Genomic DNA, 15,957 nt, shown 5'->3' on the forward strand with positions numbered 1-15,957 from the left:
GCCTCCTCAGGCCGGGCTCAGGTCGAGGCGCCGGCGCAGGCGCAGCTTGGCGATCATGTAGGCCAGCAGCGGGTAGACCAGCAGCCGGCAGCAGGCGTACAGCCCGGACTCCGGCGGGGCCTGGCGCAGGAACTGGTCGAACAGGCCGTGCAGGGTGTGCGTCAGCGGCTCGGCCAGGCTGATGAAGCGGGCGATCTCGGGCATCGCCAGGTCCGGCAGCAGCACCCCGGAATAAGTCTGCGCCACGCCGATCAGCAGGCCGATCAGCGAGTAGGCGCTGAAGCGGTTGGCGGTGAAGATGAACAGCACCAGGCCGACGCTCTGCGCGGCCATCACGTAGCACACGGTGATCGCCAGCATCCACAGCGGGCTGCCGTTGATCTTCGCGCCGTTGAGCGTCACCAGCAGGAACAGCTCCAGTATCAGCAGCGCGCTGAACAGCAGGGTGTAGGGCGCCAGCTTGCCCAGCAGGCGCACGCCCAGGGCGCGGGCGCGCAGGATGTGCGGCGAGGAAGCGCGCAGTTCCGGCGCCTCGCGGGCCAGCACGTGGACGGTGGCGACGATCACGAACAGCTGCAGCAAGTGCACGATGGCGGCGAACTGCTGGTAGTAGATGTAGTTGCCGCTGGCGTTGAACAGGCTCTCGTAGGCCACGCTGACGCTCGCCAGCTTCGGCAACGGGGCACCCGCGCCCGCGGCCAGGTAGGGGCGCAGGTCCTGGTTGACGCCGCTGACCAGGCCGCTGAAATCCTGGGTGGAGTAGAAGCCGGCGGAATAGAACAGCGAGTTGTAGTAGAGCACCGCGCGCGGCTGGCGCCCGGCCAGGGCGTCGGCCTCGAAGTCGCGGGGGATGTACAGCAGCGCGTAGTCGTCGGCCGCGCGCAGGCGCCGCAGGCCTTCCTGCAGGCCGCCGCCGAGCACCTCGACCCGGGCGTGGGAGCCGGCGTCCAGCTCGCGCACGACGCGCCGCGACAGGTGGCTGTGGTCGGCGTCGACCACGGCTACCGGCATGTCCAGCAGGGTGCCGGCCTGGTAGATGCCGCTGATCAGGGTGAACAGCAGCAGCGGCCACAGCCAGCCGAGCCAGTGGATGGTCCAGCTGCGTACGGCGATGCGCGTCTCGGTGTTGAACGCCTGGGCGAAACGCAGCAGGTTGCGCCTTACTGCTGCCATTGCCACAGCGCGCTCATCCCCGGGCGCAGGCCCTGCACCGGTTGCAGCGGGTACAGGCGGACCTCGAAGGTTTTCAGGTCGAAGTCGCCGGTGGCGCGGGTGGCGCGCTTGGTGGCGAAGTCGCCCAGCGGGGCGATGTAGCGCACCTCGGCCTCCACCTCGGCGTTCTCCAGCGCCGGGATGCGCAGCTTCACCCTGCCGCCCTTGCGCACCTTGGCGAGGATGTCCTCGCGCAGGTTGAACACCAGGTAGCTGTCGGACAGCCGCACCAGGGTCAGCAGCGGGCTGTAGGCGTTGATCAGCTCGCCCTCCTCCGCCGGGATCGGCCCGACCTCGCCATCCACCGGGGCGAGCACCGCCAGGTCGTCGGTCTGCGCCTGCAGCTCGGCGATCTGCGCGTCGGCGCGGCGCACCGCGGCCTGCAGCGCGCGGCGGCGCTCCTCGCGGTCGCCCTGGGTACCCTCGTCGAGGTTGGCCTGGGCCTCGGCCACGCGATTGCGCGCCACGTCGCGGCCGCGGCGGGTCAGGTCGAGCTGGGCCTGGGAAACGAAGCCGCGCCCTGCCAGCTCTTCGTTGCGCTGGAAATCCAGCTCGGCATTGCGCAGCTCGGCCTGGGCCTGCAGCAGGCTGGCCTGGAGCGCGCGCAGGGTTTCCTCGCGGGTGCCGTGCAGGGACTCGTCGAGCTGCGCCTGCACCTGGCTGCGCGCGGCGCGCAGGGAGTCCAGCTGGGCCTGCAATTCGGGGCTGCTGAGGCTGATGAGCAACTGGCCCTTCTGCACGTCGTCGCCACGCCGCACGTGCAGGTGCTCGACGCGGCCCTTGGCCTTGGAGGCGACTATGACCTCGATGGCGTCCGCCTCGCCCTGCAGCAGCAGGGGCTGGGTGTGCAGACGCAGGTACAGGGTGATGGAGATGATTACCAGGAGCAGCAGGGGTGCGAACAGCTTCCAGCCCTTCATCGTGCGGGTCTTCCCTCGGCGGCGCGAATTATTCCGATGTTAGTGCATCGCGGCCGCCAAGGGGGCCATTGCCGTTCGAACCGCCGTCAGCGCTCGTCGTCCTGCAGCAGCGCCTGCTCGCCCCTGCCCGAGGGCGCCGAGGGGAAGCGCGAGGAGGCGTAGCGCACCACCAGGATGGCCAGGGCCAGCAGCAGCAGGGCCACCGAGACCAGGATGATGCCGTCGTCGGGCACGTGGTTGTGCTGGATGTCGGCGATCATCAGGCGCGTCAGCGCGGTCATCGCCACGTAGATCAGGAAGCGCACCGGCATGTGGTTGGTCTTGAAGTAGATGCCGACCATGGCGCCCAGTTCGAGGTAGATGAACAGCAGCAGGATGTCGTCGATGCTCGCGTGGCCCTTCTCGAACATCTCGACGAAGGCCACCGCGGCCGACCAGAACACGGTGCCGCCGATGGCGAACAGCGCCAGGTAGTGGAACCCCTCCACCAGCAGGTTGCCCAGCGACTCGGCCGTGCCGTGCATGTGCTGGCGTATACGTTCGGCCCATTGCAGTTTCATCCGTCGACTCCTGGTTCGCTGAAGCGATTGTTGGCTTGGTACGTGCAAGACACACGCCATTGACCTCCGGCAGCAATAGCCTGCCGAGGCTGCGGCAATATGAATGCGAACTTTGCTGACGCCTTCCAGTCCATGAAGGGTCACGCCACCACGCAGGCAGGATCGAAGATGGAAAGCCCGTTCCAGGTACTCACCGATGCATTCCAGGCCCAGTTCCGGGTCAACTTCAGCCTCGAACGGCCGGACGGCAGCATCGTCCTGACGCTTTCCACCGAGGCAGGCGTGGCGGCCAAGCGGCTCATCCGCAATGCCCAGCTGCAGGACGCGGAACAGCTGCAACGCCTGATCCAGAGCATCCGCTTCGGTATCGCCATCGAGCAGGGCGACAGCGCCCCGCGCCTGCTGGCGGACATGACCACCGGCCGCACCCTGCGCATCGCCTCCTGAAGCCTGCCCCTGCGTGCCCGGCCAGCATGCCGGGCGCCGACGCCCCGCGCCATCCTTCCACCCCGCGCCAACTTGTCGCATGCCCTGCCATGGCCCCGCGTGCCCCGAAGCGGTTCGCCGGCCATACTGGCCTTCTGCAATTCCCCTCTTCCCAGGAGCCGGGCGATTGCCTTATGCTTGACTGTATAAATAAACAGTACTTGTTCCCCCCAGACAGCAAGAAGGCATACGAGGTGATGAATGGCCGTCGAAGTGGTGTACCGCAGCAGCCGCGATCCGGAGCGCCTGTTCATGGATAAGGCAGAAGCCGACCGGCACGACAAGATGCTCGAACTGGCGGAGAACCTCGCCGCCGTCCTGCACAAGGCGGTGCCCTCGCTGAACGAGGAGCAGGTGGAGGAAGTCGGCATCTTCATGGCCCGCCACCGCGACACCTTCGCCCGCGCCTTCAAGAACCAGCCCGACGCCCTCGGGGAACTGTTCGCCGAAGGGGAATGAGCCACGCCCGGAAAGACCTTTCGTAGGGCGAATAACGCGTCAGCGTTATCCGCCGTTTTGCCATGATCCCCGGCGGCTCCGAGATTGACCTGGGCATTGGCTGTGGCCCCGGCGTATCGGCGTATAACCGCGAACGGTTATACGCCCTACGGGAAATCCCGTGCTTCCCGGCTACCTGCTGTCTACTGGGGGCTCTTCGTAGTAGGACTCCGTCCGCGATTACCCGCGCACACCGGCCTGCCGGCCGGATCGCGGATGAATCCGCTCCTACGCCGCCCCACCTTCGGTATTCCCCTGTAGGAGCGGGCCCTGCCCGCGAAATCGCGCGCAGGGCGCGCTCCTACAGGGCGTCTATCCCAATGCCCCTACTGCAGCCTGTCATCCCCCATGCCCGTAGAGAATCCGCTCTGCAAGCATGTCGGCCACCCGCGCCGGCGAGCGGTGGTCGGCCTGGGCGTGGGCGAACACCTCGGTGAGGCGGTTGCCGATCTGCGCCAGGTGCGCGGTGATCGCCGGCAGCTCCTGGCCCTGGTGCTGCAGGGCGACGTAGATCAGCCCGCCGGAATTGATCACGTAGTCCGGCGCGTAGAGGATGCCGCGGGCCTCCAGCTCGTCGGCCACGTCCGGGTGCGCCAGCTGGTTGTTCGCCGCGCCGGCCACCACCGCGCAACGCAGCTGCGCCACCACCGGCGAGCTGAGCACCCCGCCCAGGCCGCAGGGCGCGAGTATGTCGCAGGGCGTGGTCAGCAGCGCCTCGTTGGCGATGGGCTGGGCGCCGAACTGTTCCACGGCCAGTTGCACCTTGCCCGGGTCCAGGTCGCTGACCAGCAGTTCGGCGCCGGCCGCGTGCAGGTGCTCGCACAGCGCGAAGCCCACGTGGCCCAGCCCCTGCACGGCGATGCGCAGGTCCTCCAGGTCGTCGCTGCCCAGGCGCGCCTGGGCACTGGCGCGGATGCCGGCGAACACGCCCAGCGCGGTGTGCGGCGAAGGGTCGCCGCCGCGGGTGGTGCTGGTGACGTGCTCAGTGTGCTGGGCGATGCAGTCCATGTCGGCACTGGAGGTGCCGCTGTCCACCGCGGTGACGTAGGCCCCGCCGAGGGACTCGATGAAGCGGCCGAAGGCTTCGAACAGCGCGCCGCGGTTGTCCACGTGGGGCGCGCGCAGGATCACCGCCTTGCCGCCGCCCTGGCGCAGGCCGGCCAGGGCCGCCTTGTAGCTCATGCCCTGGGCCAGGCGCGCGGCGTCGCGCAGGGCGGCCTCGTCGTTGGGATAGGGCAGGTAGCGGCAGCCACCCAGGGCCGGCCCCAGGCGGGTGCTGTGGATGGCGATGACGGCCCGCAGCCCGGTGGCCGGGTCGTAGGCGAGGTGCAGTTTCTCTAGCCGGGTGGCTTCCATCATGTCGAACATGGCGGCGCTCCCTTGCTGGCGCGTGGAAGCCGGCCGGCGGCTCCTGCCGCGGCCGGCTCCCTCAGTATAGGCAGAGGCGCCGCGGGCCAGCGGCGCCGCCGACGACCAGCCGCGGCGGCGCTGGACGGCGCCCCGGCGCTGCGGGTAAAACGCAGTATCAGCCGGAGAACGCCATGGACCCGCGCCAAGCCTGCCTCGCCTGCCTTGCCCAGGAGCCACCAGCGCTGTTCGAGGCGGCCCTGTGGATAGCCGCCGAGCACGAGCCGCACCTGCCGCCCGCGCAGTCCCTGCGCGTGCTCGACGGGCTGGAGCGGCAACTGCAGGCGACGCTGCCGGTGGCCACCAGCGACACCGAGCAGGCCCAGCTGCTGTTGCGCCGGCTGAGCGAGCTGGGCTTCGCCGAGGATGACAACGTGCCCCTGCTGGCCCGCGCCGCCCTGCTGCCCCAGGTCCTGCAGCGGCGCCGCGGGCAGCCGCTGTCGCTGGCGCTGGTCGCCCTGGAGCTGGCACGCCGCCTGGGCATCGCCCTGCAGGGGGTGAACTTCCCCGCGCGCTTCCTGCTGCGCGTGCCCGGCGCCGACCACCTGCTCGACCCCACCACCGGCCGCCGCCTCTACCCCCGCGACTGCCGCGACCTGCTGGCCCGCCACCTGGGCCCGAACGTGGAGCTGAGCGCCGCCTTCCTGCGCAGCGCCGAGCCGCGCGAAATGCTCCAGCGCCTGTCGCGCAACCTGCGCCAGCTGCACCAGAGCGCCGGCGAACACCTGGCCGCCCTGAAGGACGCCCAGCGCGTGCTGGAACTGGGCGCGGCCAACGCCGCCGACCACCTGGCCCGCGCCGACCTCTACCACCAGCTGGAATGCCCCCAGGCCGAGCGCTACGACCTGGAGCGCGCCCTGCTGCTGAGCGACGACCCGGCCGTGCAACTGCGCCTGGGCCAGCGCATCGAGGCGATCGCGGTGCAGAAGAAGGCGTTGCACTGAAGCAAGCAATCGCATGGGTTGTAGGGCGAATAACCGTTCGCGGTTATCCGCCGATACGCCGGGGCCACAGTCAATGCCCAGATCAACCCCGGGGCCGCCGAGGGTCACGGTCAAACGGCGGATAACGCCGTAGGCGTTATTCGCCCTACGCCAGGCCCACCCGTGACGTAGGGCGAATAACCGTTCGTGGTTATCCGCCGATGCGCCGGGGCCACGGCCAATGCCCAGGTCAACCCCGGGGCCGCCGAGGATCACGGTCAAACGGCGGATAACGCCGTAGGCGTTATTCGCTCTACGCCGGGCCCACCCGTGACGTAGGGCGAATAACCGTTCGCGGTTATCCGCCGATGCGCCGGGGCCATAGCCAATGCCCAGGTCAACCCCGGGGCCGCCGAGGGTCACGGTCAAACGGCGGATAACGCCGTAGGCGTTATTCGCTCTACGCCGGGCCCACCCGTGGCGTAGGGCGAATAACCGTTCGCGGTTCTCCGCCGATGCGCCGGGGCCACGGCCAATGCCCAGGTCAACCCCGGGGCCGCCGAGGGTCACGGTCAAACGGCGGATAACGCCGTAGGCGTTATTCGCCCTACGCCAGGCCCACCCGTGACGTAGAGAGAATAACCGTTCGCGGTTATCCGCCCTTCACGCCTTCAGCAGCCCCAGCTCCTTGGCCCGGGCCACGGCCTGGGTGCGGCGTTCGACGCCGAGCTTGCCGTTGATGCGCCGGGCGTGGGTCTTCACGGTGTGCAGGGAGATGAACAGCCGTTCGCCGATCTCCAGGTTCGAGCAGCCGCGGGCGATGAGTTCCAGCACCGACAGTTCGCGCAGGCTGAGCAGCGGCGCGGAGCGCTCGCCGGCCTGTTCGGCGAAGCGTTCCGGCAGGTGCCGGCGGGCGTCGTCCAGTATCGTTTCCAGCCCGTGGTGGCGGGCCAGGTGCAGGCCCTCCTGCCAGCAGGCCCGCGCCTGCTCGTCGGCGCCGGCGGCGGCGTGGGCCAGCGCCAGCCCCAGGAGGATCTCGCAGACCAGCGCCATGCGCCCCTGCCGGCGCATGTCCGCCAGCATCGCGCCGAGCCGCTCCAGCGCCTGCTGCACCTGGCCGTCCTGGGCGTCGACCAGGGCCAGCTGGCACTCCACCCGCAGCAGCAGGTCCGCCGCCGAGGCCGGTGCGCTGCGGCCATCCTCGCGGTAGCGGCCCAGCACCCGGCTGAAGATTTCCCGCGCCTGGGCGGTGCGCCCCTGGCGCAGGCTCAGGGTGCCGCTGGCCAGCAGCAGCGGGCCGCGGTAGACCGCCTCGGGCACGTGCTGCAGCTGCATCTGCCGCTCGGCTTCGAGCAGGCGGTTGAAGGCGCTGTCGAACAGCCCCTGGCGCGCATCCAGCATCGCCAGGCCGATGTAGCCGTAGATGACGCAGGAGTCGAGGCTGCGGCGGGCGCCGCGCAGGCCCTCCTGCAGCAGCTGGCGCGCCTCGGCCGGGCGTGCCTGGTGGTAGCACAGCCAGCCCAGGCGCAGTTGCGCGCGGCTGGCCACCGGGCAACCGGCCTGGCGTTGCTCGGCCAGGGCGTCGAGCACGCGGCGCAGCAGGGTCTCGGCGCGCAGCAGCTCGCCGCGCTGGGCCAGCAGGTAGGCGTGGTCGATCTCCAGGTAGGCCTCGAAGATGGCGCTGCCCTGGGCGCGGGCCAGCTTGAGGGCGTCGCGGTTGAGCAGGCGCGCCGCGTCCAGGTGGCCGTCGATCAGCGCCACCTGGCCGAGGCCGGACAGGCAGAGCAGGCGCTGCGACCAGGCCTCGTCCGGCAGGTCGTCCAGGGCCGCCTGCAGCAGCGGCCCGGCCTCGCGCTGGCCCCGGGCGTGGGCGAGCATGCCGGCCAGGCCCAGCCACTGCGCCACCAGCGTGCGCTGGCGGGCCGCGCTGGGCATCGGCAGGAAGCGGGCGAAGCGTTCCAGGAGGGCTTCCACCTCGTCCAGGCGCCCGGCGAAGAGCAGCGCCCAGGCGTTGAGGATCAGCAGGCGCGGCGTGCTCGACAGCAGTTCTTCCGGCAGTTCCTCGCGCAGACGCAGCACCCGGGCGACGTTGTGCCCCTGCAGCAGCTGGTCTTCGGTCAGGCGCTGCAGCAGGCTGGCGGCGACGTCGGGCTGGTCGGCGCGCAGCGCATGCTCGAAGGCGGCGTGGAGGTCGCCCTGCTGGCTGTACCACTGGCAGGCCCGGCGGTGCAGGCCGCAGGGCGAGCCATGGCCCATGTCGGCGAGTTCGCCGGCCAGCAGCGGCGGCAGGCGGTACCAGGCGCCGGCAACCTCCTCCCGATGCAGGCCGACGCCTCGCTCCAGCAGGGCGTCGAGGATGCCGGGCTGTTCCTCGAAGAGGTATTCGGCCAGGGAGGTGCAGCAGCGGGTGAGCCGCGCCAGGTCGCAGAGCACTTCCGCCTGCGGCGCGGGCAGGGCGTCGAGGATTTCCCGCTGCAGGTATTCGCGCAGCAGCGGGCGGCCGGCCTCGGCCAGTTGCCCGGGCGAAGGCGTGCCCGCCTCGGCCGGCCAGCCGAGCAGGCGCAGGCGTACCCCGGCGCACCAGCCATCGGTCTGTTCCAGCAGCGCCAGGCGCAGCTCCTCCGGCCAGTCGCGGCCGTTGCGCAGCAGGAAGGCCTCCAGCTCGGCGGCGTCGAAGCCCAGTTCCGCCTCGCCCAGTTCCAGCAGTTCGCCTTCCAGCAGCAGGCGCGCCAGGTTGCACGCCGGGCGCCGCCGGCTGGCCAGCCACCAGGACACCCAGGGCGAGGCCTGGGCCAGCAGGCGGTCGAGGCAGGCGTCCAGCGCGGCATCGGGTTCGCGGGGGTAGTCGTCGAGCATGATCCACAGCGGCTCGCGGCAGTCGCGCAGGCGGCCCAGCACCTCGGCCTCGCCGGCTGGCCCCAGGCCCAGGGCCTCGCCCAGGCGCCGGCACAGGGCCGCAGCGTCGAGCGGTTCGCCGCCCAGCGCCAGCCAGGCGACGCGGGTGCCGGCCGGCGCGGCGCGGGCGCACTCGCCCAGCAGCACGGTCTTGCCGTGCCCCAGGGGGGCGAGCAGCAGGCGCAGGCGGTGCTCCTCGAGCAGCAGGGCCTGGCGCAGGCGTGCGCGCGGCAGGTGCTGCGGGGGCAGGCGGGGTAGCGAGGCGAGCGGGGTGGCAGCGTCGATCATGGGCAGGGGTCCGACCGATCCTGACGTTCGAGACTAGTCAGGGGGCCGCCCCCAGGGAAGGGCTATCAGCCGGATGTATGTAGCGACATATCATCCTTTGGCATTACAGAAGGGTACATGGCCGGCGGCAGCCCTCGCCGCCGCCGGCCATGGCCCGGCTCAGCGCACGCCTTCGTTGCGCAGCGCCGCCGGGGTGTAGTCGGCCATGCTGGCCTTGATGCCGAAGCGGTAGCCGCTCTTCTCCTCGTTGAACAGGCCCAGGGCCAGGTAGCGGCCGGCGATCACGTCGTAGATCACCTCCGGCACGTAGCCGCCGGCCTGGTGCGCGTAGTTGAACATCTGGTGGCCTTCGGAAACGCGCCACAGCTGGCCACGGCCGTCGTAGTGGTCGACCTCGGCGATCTGCCAGCTGTCCTCGTCGATGTACATGTGGCGCTTGGCGTAGATGTGCCGCTCGCCCGGCTTCACGGTGCCCACCACTTCCCACACGCGGTGCAGCTCGTAGCGGGTCAGGTCCTGGTTGAGGTGGCCGGCCTTGACGATGTCGTCGTACTTGTAGGTGGGCAGGCCCAGCTTGTAGCTGTTGTAGGGGATGTACAGCTCCTTCTTGCCCACCAGTTTCCAGTCGTAACGGTCCGGGGCGCCGGAGAACATGTCGAAGTTGTCCGAGGTGCGCAGGCCGTCGGCGGCGGTGCCGGGGCCGTCGTAGGCCACCTGCGGGGCGCGCCGCACGCGGCGTTGGCCGGCGTTGTAGATCCACGCCAGGCGCGGCTCCTTGACCTGGTCGAGGGTCTCGTGGACCAGCAGCACGTTACCGGCCAGGCGTGCCGGCGCCGTTACCGACTGCTTGAAGTACAGGAGGATGTTACTGACCTTGGCGAGGTCGACGTCACCCATGTTCTGCGGGAAGGCCACGGTCTCCTCGAAGCGGATCGGCGTGTAGCTGCCGTTGGTCTGCGGGGTGACCTGGACCACGGTGCGCGCCAGGTTGCCGCCGCGGTAGCGGGTGATGTGGTTCCACAACACCTCGACGCCGTTCTTCGGCAGCGGGAAGGCGTAGTAGCGGCTCTTGTCGAAGTTGGCCAGGCCGTTGCCGTCGTTGATCGGCTGCACGTTGACCGCGCTGGTCTTCACCGCCTGGTAGATTTCCGCCGGCTGCGAGAAGGTGCGGTGGGTCTTGTACACCGGGATGCGGTAGGTGTCCGGGTAGCGCTTGAACAGCGCCACCTGGCCATCGGTGAGCTTGTCCTTGTACTGGTCGACGTTCTGCGCGGTGATGGTGAACAGCGGCTTCTCGCCGGCGAAGGGGTCGCTGAGGAAGCCGCGGGCGTCCTCGCTGCCGGCGCTCTTGTCGATGCCGCCGGTCCAGGCCGGGATGCTGCCGTCGGCGTTGCCTTCCTTCTGCGCGCCCATGGGCGTGAGGCTGGTGCCGAGCTTGGCCGCCTCGTCCGCCGACACCGCCGCCATCACGGCACCGGAAAGCAGGCTCAGGGCCAGGGCGCCGCATTGCAGGATTCGTATCTTGTTCATCTTTCCTGTCCTTGACTGGCCGATCAGAAGTTCACGCCGAAGCTGACGGCGATGAAGTCGCGATCGTTGATCGGGTTGTAATCGCCACCGAAGAAATCGGTATAGCTGATGCTGGCGGTATAGGTGTTCTGGTAGTCCGCATCCAGGCCGACGCTGACCGCCTTGGCGCCCTCGCTGAAGTTCGGCCCGTAGCCGTGCACGTCGTGGGACCAGGCCAGGTTCGGCTTGAGGTTGATGCCGGCGATCACGTTGGGGTAGTCGAGGATGCCGCGCAGGCGGTAGCCCCAGCTGCTGGTGGTGTAGAAGCCCTTGTTGTTGCACTCGCCGGGGTTGGCGGTGTTCAGCAGGCCCTGGCACAGGGAGTTGTTGGGCAGCTCGCCGATCCCCCAGATGGAGTCGCGGCCGAAGCGCAGCTCGCTGTCGTCGATGCCGCTGATGTGGTTGTAGCCCACCTCGCCCACCAGGGTCAGGCGGTCGGCCGCCAGCACCTGGTCGAAGAACTGCGTCACGGTCACCTGTGCCTGGGTCACCGGCTTGCGCACGTAGCCGTGGATCACCTCGCCGGCGCTGGGCGTGGCGAAGCCGCTGGAGTAGATGGGGTTGCCGAACAGCGTGGTCGGGTAGAGCGCGGCCACGGTCAGGTCGGTGCTGTTGAGCTGCAGCGGCATGTTCGGCCGGTAGCTGACCTCGCCGGCCACCGAGGTGCCGCCGATGTTGGTCTGGAAGCTCAGGCCGTAGAGGCGGATGTCTTCCGGGTACTCGATCAGGTACTGCGCGCTGGCCGCGCCGGTGACCGGGTCGGCGGTGGCCAGGCCCTGGCCGGCGACGGTGCTGAAGACCGGGTTGCGGCTGTGGTAGTTCATCACGTACGCGCCGAACTCGGTGTCGTTCAGCTCCGCCGCGTACCAGCGCAGGGCCAGGCCCCACTGGCCGCCGTCGCTCGGCGTGTTGTCGCCGGTGCGCGCCAGGTAGCGGTAGCCGCTGGCCGGGTCGGGGTCGAAGTCGCTGCCGGCGAAGGCCAGCTTGTTGCAGCCGTTGGCGGCGACGTCGGTGGTGGAGAAGAAGGTGCCGCAGTTGTCGACCACCGTCTTCTCCCACTTCAGCTGGTAGAAGCCCTCGGCGGTGAGGCTGTCGGTCAGGCCCTGGGACATGTAGAACATGCTCACCGGGATCAGGCCTTCCTTGATCTCCGCGCCGGGGCGGCGGAAGGCGGCGACGTCGACCGGGTTGATGCTGTTGATGGAGTTCTGGATGAAGGTGCTCTCGCCCCAGCTCACCACCTGCTTGCCCAGGCGCACGGTGCCGGGCAGGTCGCCGATGCTGTACTTGTGGTAGATGAAGGCGTCGAGCAGCTCGGCGCCGGAGGAACGCGCGCCCATGCTGCGGCCTTCGTCGCTGATGTCGTAGAGCTCGCGGTGCTCGTCCTTCAGCTCGAAGTCGTACCAGTACTTGCCCCGGACGAAGACGCCGGTGTCGCCGTACTTCAGCTCCAGGTCATGGATGCCCTTGAAGATCTTCGAGAAGGTCTCGCCCTTCTTGAAGTTGAGGCGGCCGTCGTCGGACGTCTGCGACGAGGCGCGGCCACCGTTGCGGGCGCCGACGTATTCCGAGTCGGCGTCGCGCAGCCCCCAGCTGGCCCCCACGGACAGCGTCGAATCGAGCTGTCCCTCGATTTCCCCGATGTTGAACGAGACGGCCCCGGCCTGGGTGGCGCAACCCAGGGCTACAGCGGCGGCCAGCAGTTTCGGTTGGAACGATACGCGCCTTGTTTTTGTTGTCATTCGGCACTCCTGACGGTGTCTAGGCGGCTACACGCTACTCAGCCGGGTGCCGCGCGACCAAGCGCACCAAGGAGGTATTTGCACGTTCAGCCGAAAGAGTGAATCCCCCCTCTGCGACGGCCCCGGGCGGCCACCATTGACGCCAGGCATGGCCCGTCATGCGGCAGCTGGATGACGTCACCCCCTCCCCCCTACCCGAGCGCGCCGCTCTGCGGCATCCTGTGCGCCATGCAAGCGACCCACCCGACCCCGGCCGACGGCCACCTCACCCCGAGCACCCGCGACGTGGTGCAGCGCTACCACGACAGCTGGAAGCGCCGCGACCTGGACGCGGCGCTGGCGCTCTACCATCCCGAGGTGGAATACAACGACTACTTCCAGAACCGCCGCATGGGCCTGGCGGACCTGCGCGAGTACGTCAGCCAGACCATGCCCAGCCGCCCGGACGAGTTCCTCGACCACATCGACCGCATCCGCGTGGACGGCGACACGGCCTTCATCCAGTACCGCACCGCCATCACCCTCAGCGGGCGCCTGGCGGTGTTCCACTCCAGCGAAGCCATCAGCGTGCGCGACGGGCTGATCTGGCGCATCAACGAATACGCCACCCTGGTCCGCGAGGACGCGCCGGGCGCCGGGCGCACCGCCGCCGACAGCCGCCCGCCGGCCAGCCGCCTGGGCCTGTCGCCACGCCAGCTCAGCCAACTGGCCGGCGACCTGGAAGAATACTTCCACAAGGCCCAGCCGTACCTGGCGCCGGACCTGGACCTGTCCCAGGTGGCCGGCGCCACCGGCTACACCCGCAACCAGATTTCCTACCTGCTCAACCAGGTGATGGGCCTGAGCTTCTACCAGTACGTCAACCAGAAGCGCCTGCAGCACCTGCTGGAGCAACTGCGCCCGGCCACCTCGGCGCGCATCGACGAGCTGGCCTTCTCCGCCGGCTTCAACTCGCTGTCGGCCTTCTACCGCTGCTTCCGCCAGCAGACCGGGCTGTCGCCGCGGGAATACCTCAAGCGCATGGAAACCCCGTAACGCCGAGGCGCTCTTCGTAGGAGCGCGCCCTGCGCGCGAATCGCGGGCAGGGCCCGCTCCTACAATCCTCCTGACAACGCCACGCCCCCGGCTTTTCCCCGCGTACCCGCGCGCACGACAGGAATGCCGGGCGCTTCTAGGCTTGCGCACATTCCCCATCACCCTTCTGCCCGGAGTCGCCCCTATGTCGGCATGGCGCCATATCAGCCTGTGGATGAACCAACTGGATGACGACTTCATCGCGCGCCCGGCCCTGGAAGGCGCCCTGGACGTCGACGTGGCCATCGTCGGCGCCGGCTACACCGGGCTGTGGACGGCCTACTACCTGAAGCGCCGCGCGCCGCAGCTGAAGGTCGCCATTCTCGAGGCCGAGACCGCCGGCTTCGGCGCCTCCGGGCGCAACGGCGGCTGGCTGATGGGCGCGCTGCTGGGCGAGGACCGCCTGGTGGGCAAGCTGCCCGAGCCGCGCCGCCGCGAGAGCTGGGACCTGCTGCACGGCATCCCCGACGAGGTGGCCGGCGTGCTGGCGCGCGAAGGCATCGACTGCGACTACCGCAAGGGCGGCGCGCTCTACTGCGCGGCGCGCTACCCGGAGCAGGAACGGCGCCTGCGCCAGTACCTGGCCGACCTGCGCCACGAAGGCCTGGGCGAGGACGACTACCGCTGGCTGTCGAAGGCCGAACTGGCCGAGCAGTTGCGCATCCCCAGCGCGCTGGGTGCGATCTACACACCGCACTGCGCCACCATCGACCCGGCCAGGCTGGCCCGCGGCCTGGCCCGGGCCGTGGAGCGCATGGGCGTGCAACTGTTCGAGAAAAGCCGCGTCAGCCACTGGCAGCCCGGCCTGCTGCGCACCGACAAGGGCAGCGTGAAGGCCCAGTGGATAGTGCCGGCGGTGGAAGGCTACGCCGCCGCCCTGCCCCCCCTGGGCAACTACCAGTTGCCGGTGCAGAGCCTGCTGGTGGCCACCGAACCGCTGCCGGAATCGGTATGGGCGGAGATCGGCCTGGAACGCGGCCAGGCCTTCAGCGAGTTCAGCCGCCAGGTCACCTACGGCCAGCGCACCCTGGACAACCGCCTGGCCTTCGGCGCCCGCGGCGGCTACCGCTTCGGCGGCAAGCTGCGCAGCGACTTCAGCCTCACCGACGACGAGGTCGGCCTGCGCCGCTACCTGTTCGGCGAACTCTTCCCGCAGCTCAGGGACGTGAAGATCACCCACACCTGGGGCGGCAACCTGGGCATGTCGCGGCGCTTCCACCCGCACATGCTGGTCGACCGCCGCAACGGCATCGCCCTGTCCGGCGGCTACGGCGGCGAGGGCGTGGGCGCCACCAACCTGGGCGGGCGCACCCTGGCCGACCTGATCCTCGGCCAGGAAACCCCGGAAACCCGCCAACCCTGGGTGATCCACGACCGCGCCCTGACCGACGCCCTGCGCGCCTGGGAGCCCGAGCCGTGCCGCTGGCTGGGCTACAACGCGATCATCCGCAGCTTCGTCCACGAGGACGAGGTGCTGGCCAACCCCCATACCCCGGCCTGGCGCCGGCAGCTGGCGGAAAAGCTGGCCGCCAGCATGGAAGGCCTGATGACCTGGAAGGTCGGCTGAAACGCCGGCCGCCCCTTTCCCACCGACACCCTGGAGCCCCGATGAAGATCACCCACCTCAAGGACACCCCCAACGCGCCCCTGGGCGAAGCCAACCCGGTCGCCGTACCCCTGGGCGAGCCCGTCTCGCACACCCGCGTGACCGAAGTGGAACGCCCCGACCAGGTCGACACCGGCATCTGGGAATGCACCCCGGGCCGCTGGCGCCGGCAGATCGTCGAGCAGGAGTTCTGCCACTTCATCAGCGGCCGCGGCACCTTCACTCCGGACGACGGCGAGCCCATCGCCTTCCAGGCCGGCGACGCCTTCCTGCTGCCGCAGAACAGCCTGGGGGTGTGGGACATCCAGGAGACGGTGCGCAAGACGTACGTGATCATCAAGCGCTGATTCCCAGGGTTCGCCACGTAGGGCGCATAACGCCTACGGCGTTATCCGCCATTGCCCTCGGCACCGGCGCACCGGCCGGCGGCGGATAACCGCGAACGGTTATTCGCCCTACGGGGCTGCTCGCGAATGGTGTTTCCTGGAACGCCGCGGCATGAGGGTAGCGCCTTTCCCTCTCCCTAACCCTCTCCCTGAAGGGAGAGGGGACCGTTGGGCAGATGCTGATATCTCGGCGTTAGCCGGCTAGCACAATAATTACCGGCTGAAACCACTCCTCCTCTCGGCACGGACTAGCCCCCTCTCCCTTCAGGGAGAGGGCTGGGGAGAGGGAACGGAGTCAACCCAACACACCAGAGCCGCCGGGAAACACCGTTCGCGAGCAAGCTCGCTCCTACGAAAAGCAACCCCGCCCCACCCCTCAAAACTTCCCGTG

The 15,957-nt window shown here is 69.4% G+C and carries 12 protein-coding genes and 1 pseudogene; 6 read left to right on the forward strand and 7 right to left on the reverse strand.

The genetic code is table 11. From position 1 onward, the window contains the following. Positions 1 to 6: 6 nt before the first annotated feature. The 3 genes and pseudogenes from VV867_RS23955 to VV867_RS23965 all read right to left on the reverse strand — a co-directional run bounded on the left by VV867_RS23955 (position 7) and on the right by VV867_RS23965 (position 2,692). Positions 7 to 1,179 carry an ABC transporter permease gene (locus VV867_RS23955; protein WP_328567736.1) on the reverse strand — a complete coding sequence of 391 codons (1,173 nt, stop codon included), beginning with the start codon at positions 1,177 to 1,179 and terminating at the stop codon, positions 7 to 9. Continuing rightward, the gene (locus tag VV867_RS23960; protein WP_328567737.1) at positions 1,161 to 2,132 is read right to left on the reverse strand and encodes an HlyD family secretion protein; all 972 of its coding nucleotides are present in this window, start codon (positions 2,130 to 2,132) and stop codon (positions 1,161 to 1,163) included. The genes VV867_RS23955 and VV867_RS23960 overlap by 19 nt, the downstream gene beginning before the upstream one ends. Before the next feature lie 28 nt (positions 2,133 to 2,160). Continuing rightward, positions 2,161 to 2,692 (reverse strand): annotated as a pseudogene (locus VV867_RS23965) (phosphate-starvation-inducible protein PsiE). A gap of 168 nt (positions 2,693 to 2,860) precedes the next feature. On the opposite strand from VV867_RS23965, the gene VV867_RS23970 reads away from it, so the two are divergent. Then, positions 2,861 to 3,139 (forward strand): DUF3509 domain-containing protein, encoded by a 279-nt coding sequence (locus tag VV867_RS23970; RefSeq protein WP_328567738.1) that lies wholly within the window; start codon positions 2,861 to 2,863, stop codon positions 3,137 to 3,139. A gap of 240 nt (positions 3,140 to 3,379) precedes the next feature. Continuing rightward, positions 3,380 to 3,637 carry a YebG family protein gene (locus tag VV867_RS23975; protein WP_009616064.1) on the forward strand — a complete coding sequence of 86 codons (258 nt, stop codon included), beginning with the start codon at positions 3,380 to 3,382 and terminating at the stop codon, positions 3,635 to 3,637. A gap of 378 nt (positions 3,638 to 4,015) precedes the next feature. Here the strand turns inward: VV867_RS23975 and VV867_RS23980 are convergent, their stop codons facing one another. Further along, the gene (locus VV867_RS23980) at positions 4,016 to 5,044 is read right to left on the reverse strand and encodes a Glu/Leu/Phe/Val dehydrogenase family protein (protein WP_089389836.1); all 1,029 of its coding nucleotides are present in this window, start codon (positions 5,042 to 5,044) and stop codon (positions 4,016 to 4,018) included. Positions 5,045 to 5,217: 173 nt separating this feature from the next. Between VV867_RS23980 and VV867_RS23985 the strand changes: the two genes are divergently transcribed. Beyond that, positions 5,218 to 6,027, forward strand: a complete 810-nt coding sequence (locus VV867_RS23985; RefSeq protein WP_328567739.1) for a SirB1 family protein — start codon at positions 5,218 to 5,220, stop codon at positions 6,025 to 6,027. Between the two features lie 642 nt (positions 6,028 to 6,669). On the opposite strand, the gene VV867_RS23990 is transcribed toward VV867_RS23985, so the two are convergent. From VV867_RS23990 to VV867_RS24000, 3 genes are all read right to left on the reverse strand, one after another. Next, entirely contained in the window at positions 6,670 to 9,189 is a 2,520-nt protein-coding gene (locus tag VV867_RS23990) for a LuxR C-terminal-related transcriptional regulator (RefSeq protein ID WP_328567740.1), read from the reverse strand. Between the two features lie 159 nt (positions 9,190 to 9,348). Further along, the gene (locus VV867_RS23995; RefSeq protein ID WP_089389607.1) at positions 9,349 to 10,719 is read right to left on the reverse strand and encodes a DUF1329 domain-containing protein; all 1,371 of its coding nucleotides are present in this window, start codon (positions 10,717 to 10,719) and stop codon (positions 9,349 to 9,351) included. A 23-nt stretch (positions 10,720 to 10,742) separates the two neighbouring features. After that, positions 10,743 to 12,500 (reverse strand): DUF1302 domain-containing protein, encoded by a 1,758-nt coding sequence (locus VV867_RS24000; RefSeq protein WP_109933330.1) that lies wholly within the window; start codon positions 12,498 to 12,500, stop codon positions 10,743 to 10,745. A gap of 228 nt (positions 12,501 to 12,728) precedes the next feature. On the opposite strand from VV867_RS24000, the gene VV867_RS24005 reads away from it, so the two are divergent. From VV867_RS24005 to VV867_RS24015, 3 genes are all read left to right on the forward strand, one after another. After that, positions 12,729 to 13,535 carry an AraC family transcriptional regulator gene (locus VV867_RS24005; protein WP_256595932.1) on the forward strand — a complete coding sequence of 269 codons (807 nt, stop codon included), beginning with the start codon at positions 12,729 to 12,731 and terminating at the stop codon, positions 13,533 to 13,535. Between the two features lie 184 nt (positions 13,536 to 13,719). After that, a complete protein-coding gene (locus VV867_RS24010) occupies positions 13,720 to 15,141 on the forward strand; it encodes an NAD(P)/FAD-dependent oxidoreductase (RefSeq protein WP_275628733.1) in 1,422 nt (473 codons plus the stop codon). A gap of 41 nt (positions 15,142 to 15,182) precedes the next feature. Then, entirely contained in the window at positions 15,183 to 15,527 is a 345-nt protein-coding gene (locus tag VV867_RS24015) for a cupin domain-containing protein (RefSeq protein ID WP_275628732.1), read from the forward strand. The last annotated feature ends 430 nt before the right edge of the window (positions 15,528 to 15,957 follow it).

Origin of the sequence: Pseudomonas sp. JH-2 (assembly GCF_036231725.1) — a bacterium.
Taxonomy (GTDB): Bacteria; Pseudomonadota; Gammaproteobacteria; order Pseudomonadales; family Pseudomonadaceae; genus Pseudomonas; species Pseudomonas delhiensis.

Coding starts and splice junctions, on each gene's coding strand:
- VV867_RS23960 (WP_328567737.1), bottom strand. CDS start 2,132: ATGAAGGGCTGGAAGCTGTTCGCACCCCTGCTGCTCCTGGTAATCATC.
- VV867_RS23970 (WP_328567738.1), top strand. CDS start 2,861: ATGGAAAGCCCGTTCCAGGTACTCACCGATGCATTCCAGGCCCAGTTC.
- VV867_RS23975 (WP_009616064.1), top strand. CDS start 3,380: ATGGCCGTCGAAGTGGTGTACCGCAGCAGCCGCGATCCGGAGCGCCTG.
- VV867_RS23980 (WP_089389836.1), bottom strand. CDS start 5,044: ATGTTCGACATGATGGAAGCCACCCGGCTAGAGAAACTGCACCTCGCC.
- VV867_RS23985 (WP_328567739.1), top strand. CDS start 5,218: ATGGACCCGCGCCAAGCCTGCCTCGCCTGCCTTGCCCAGGAGCCACCA.
- VV867_RS23990 (WP_328567740.1), bottom strand. CDS start 9,189: ATGATCGACGCTGCCACCCCGCTCGCCTCGCTACCCCGCCTGCCCCCG.
- VV867_RS23995 (WP_089389607.1), bottom strand. CDS start 10,719: ATGAACAAGATACGAATCCTGCAATGCGGCGCCCTGGCCCTGAGCCTG.
- VV867_RS24000 (WP_109933330.1), bottom strand. CDS start 12,500: ATGACAACAAAAACAAGGCGCGTATCGTTCCAACCGAAACTGCTGGCC.
- VV867_RS24005 (WP_256595932.1), top strand. CDS start 12,729: ATGCAAGCGACCCACCCGACCCCGGCCGACGGCCACCTCACCCCGAGC.
- VV867_RS24010 (WP_275628733.1), top strand. CDS start 13,720: ATGTCGGCATGGCGCCATATCAGCCTGTGGATGAACCAACTGGATGAC.
- VV867_RS24015 (WP_275628732.1), top strand. CDS start 15,183: ATGAAGATCACCCACCTCAAGGACACCCCCAACGCGCCCCTGGGCGAA.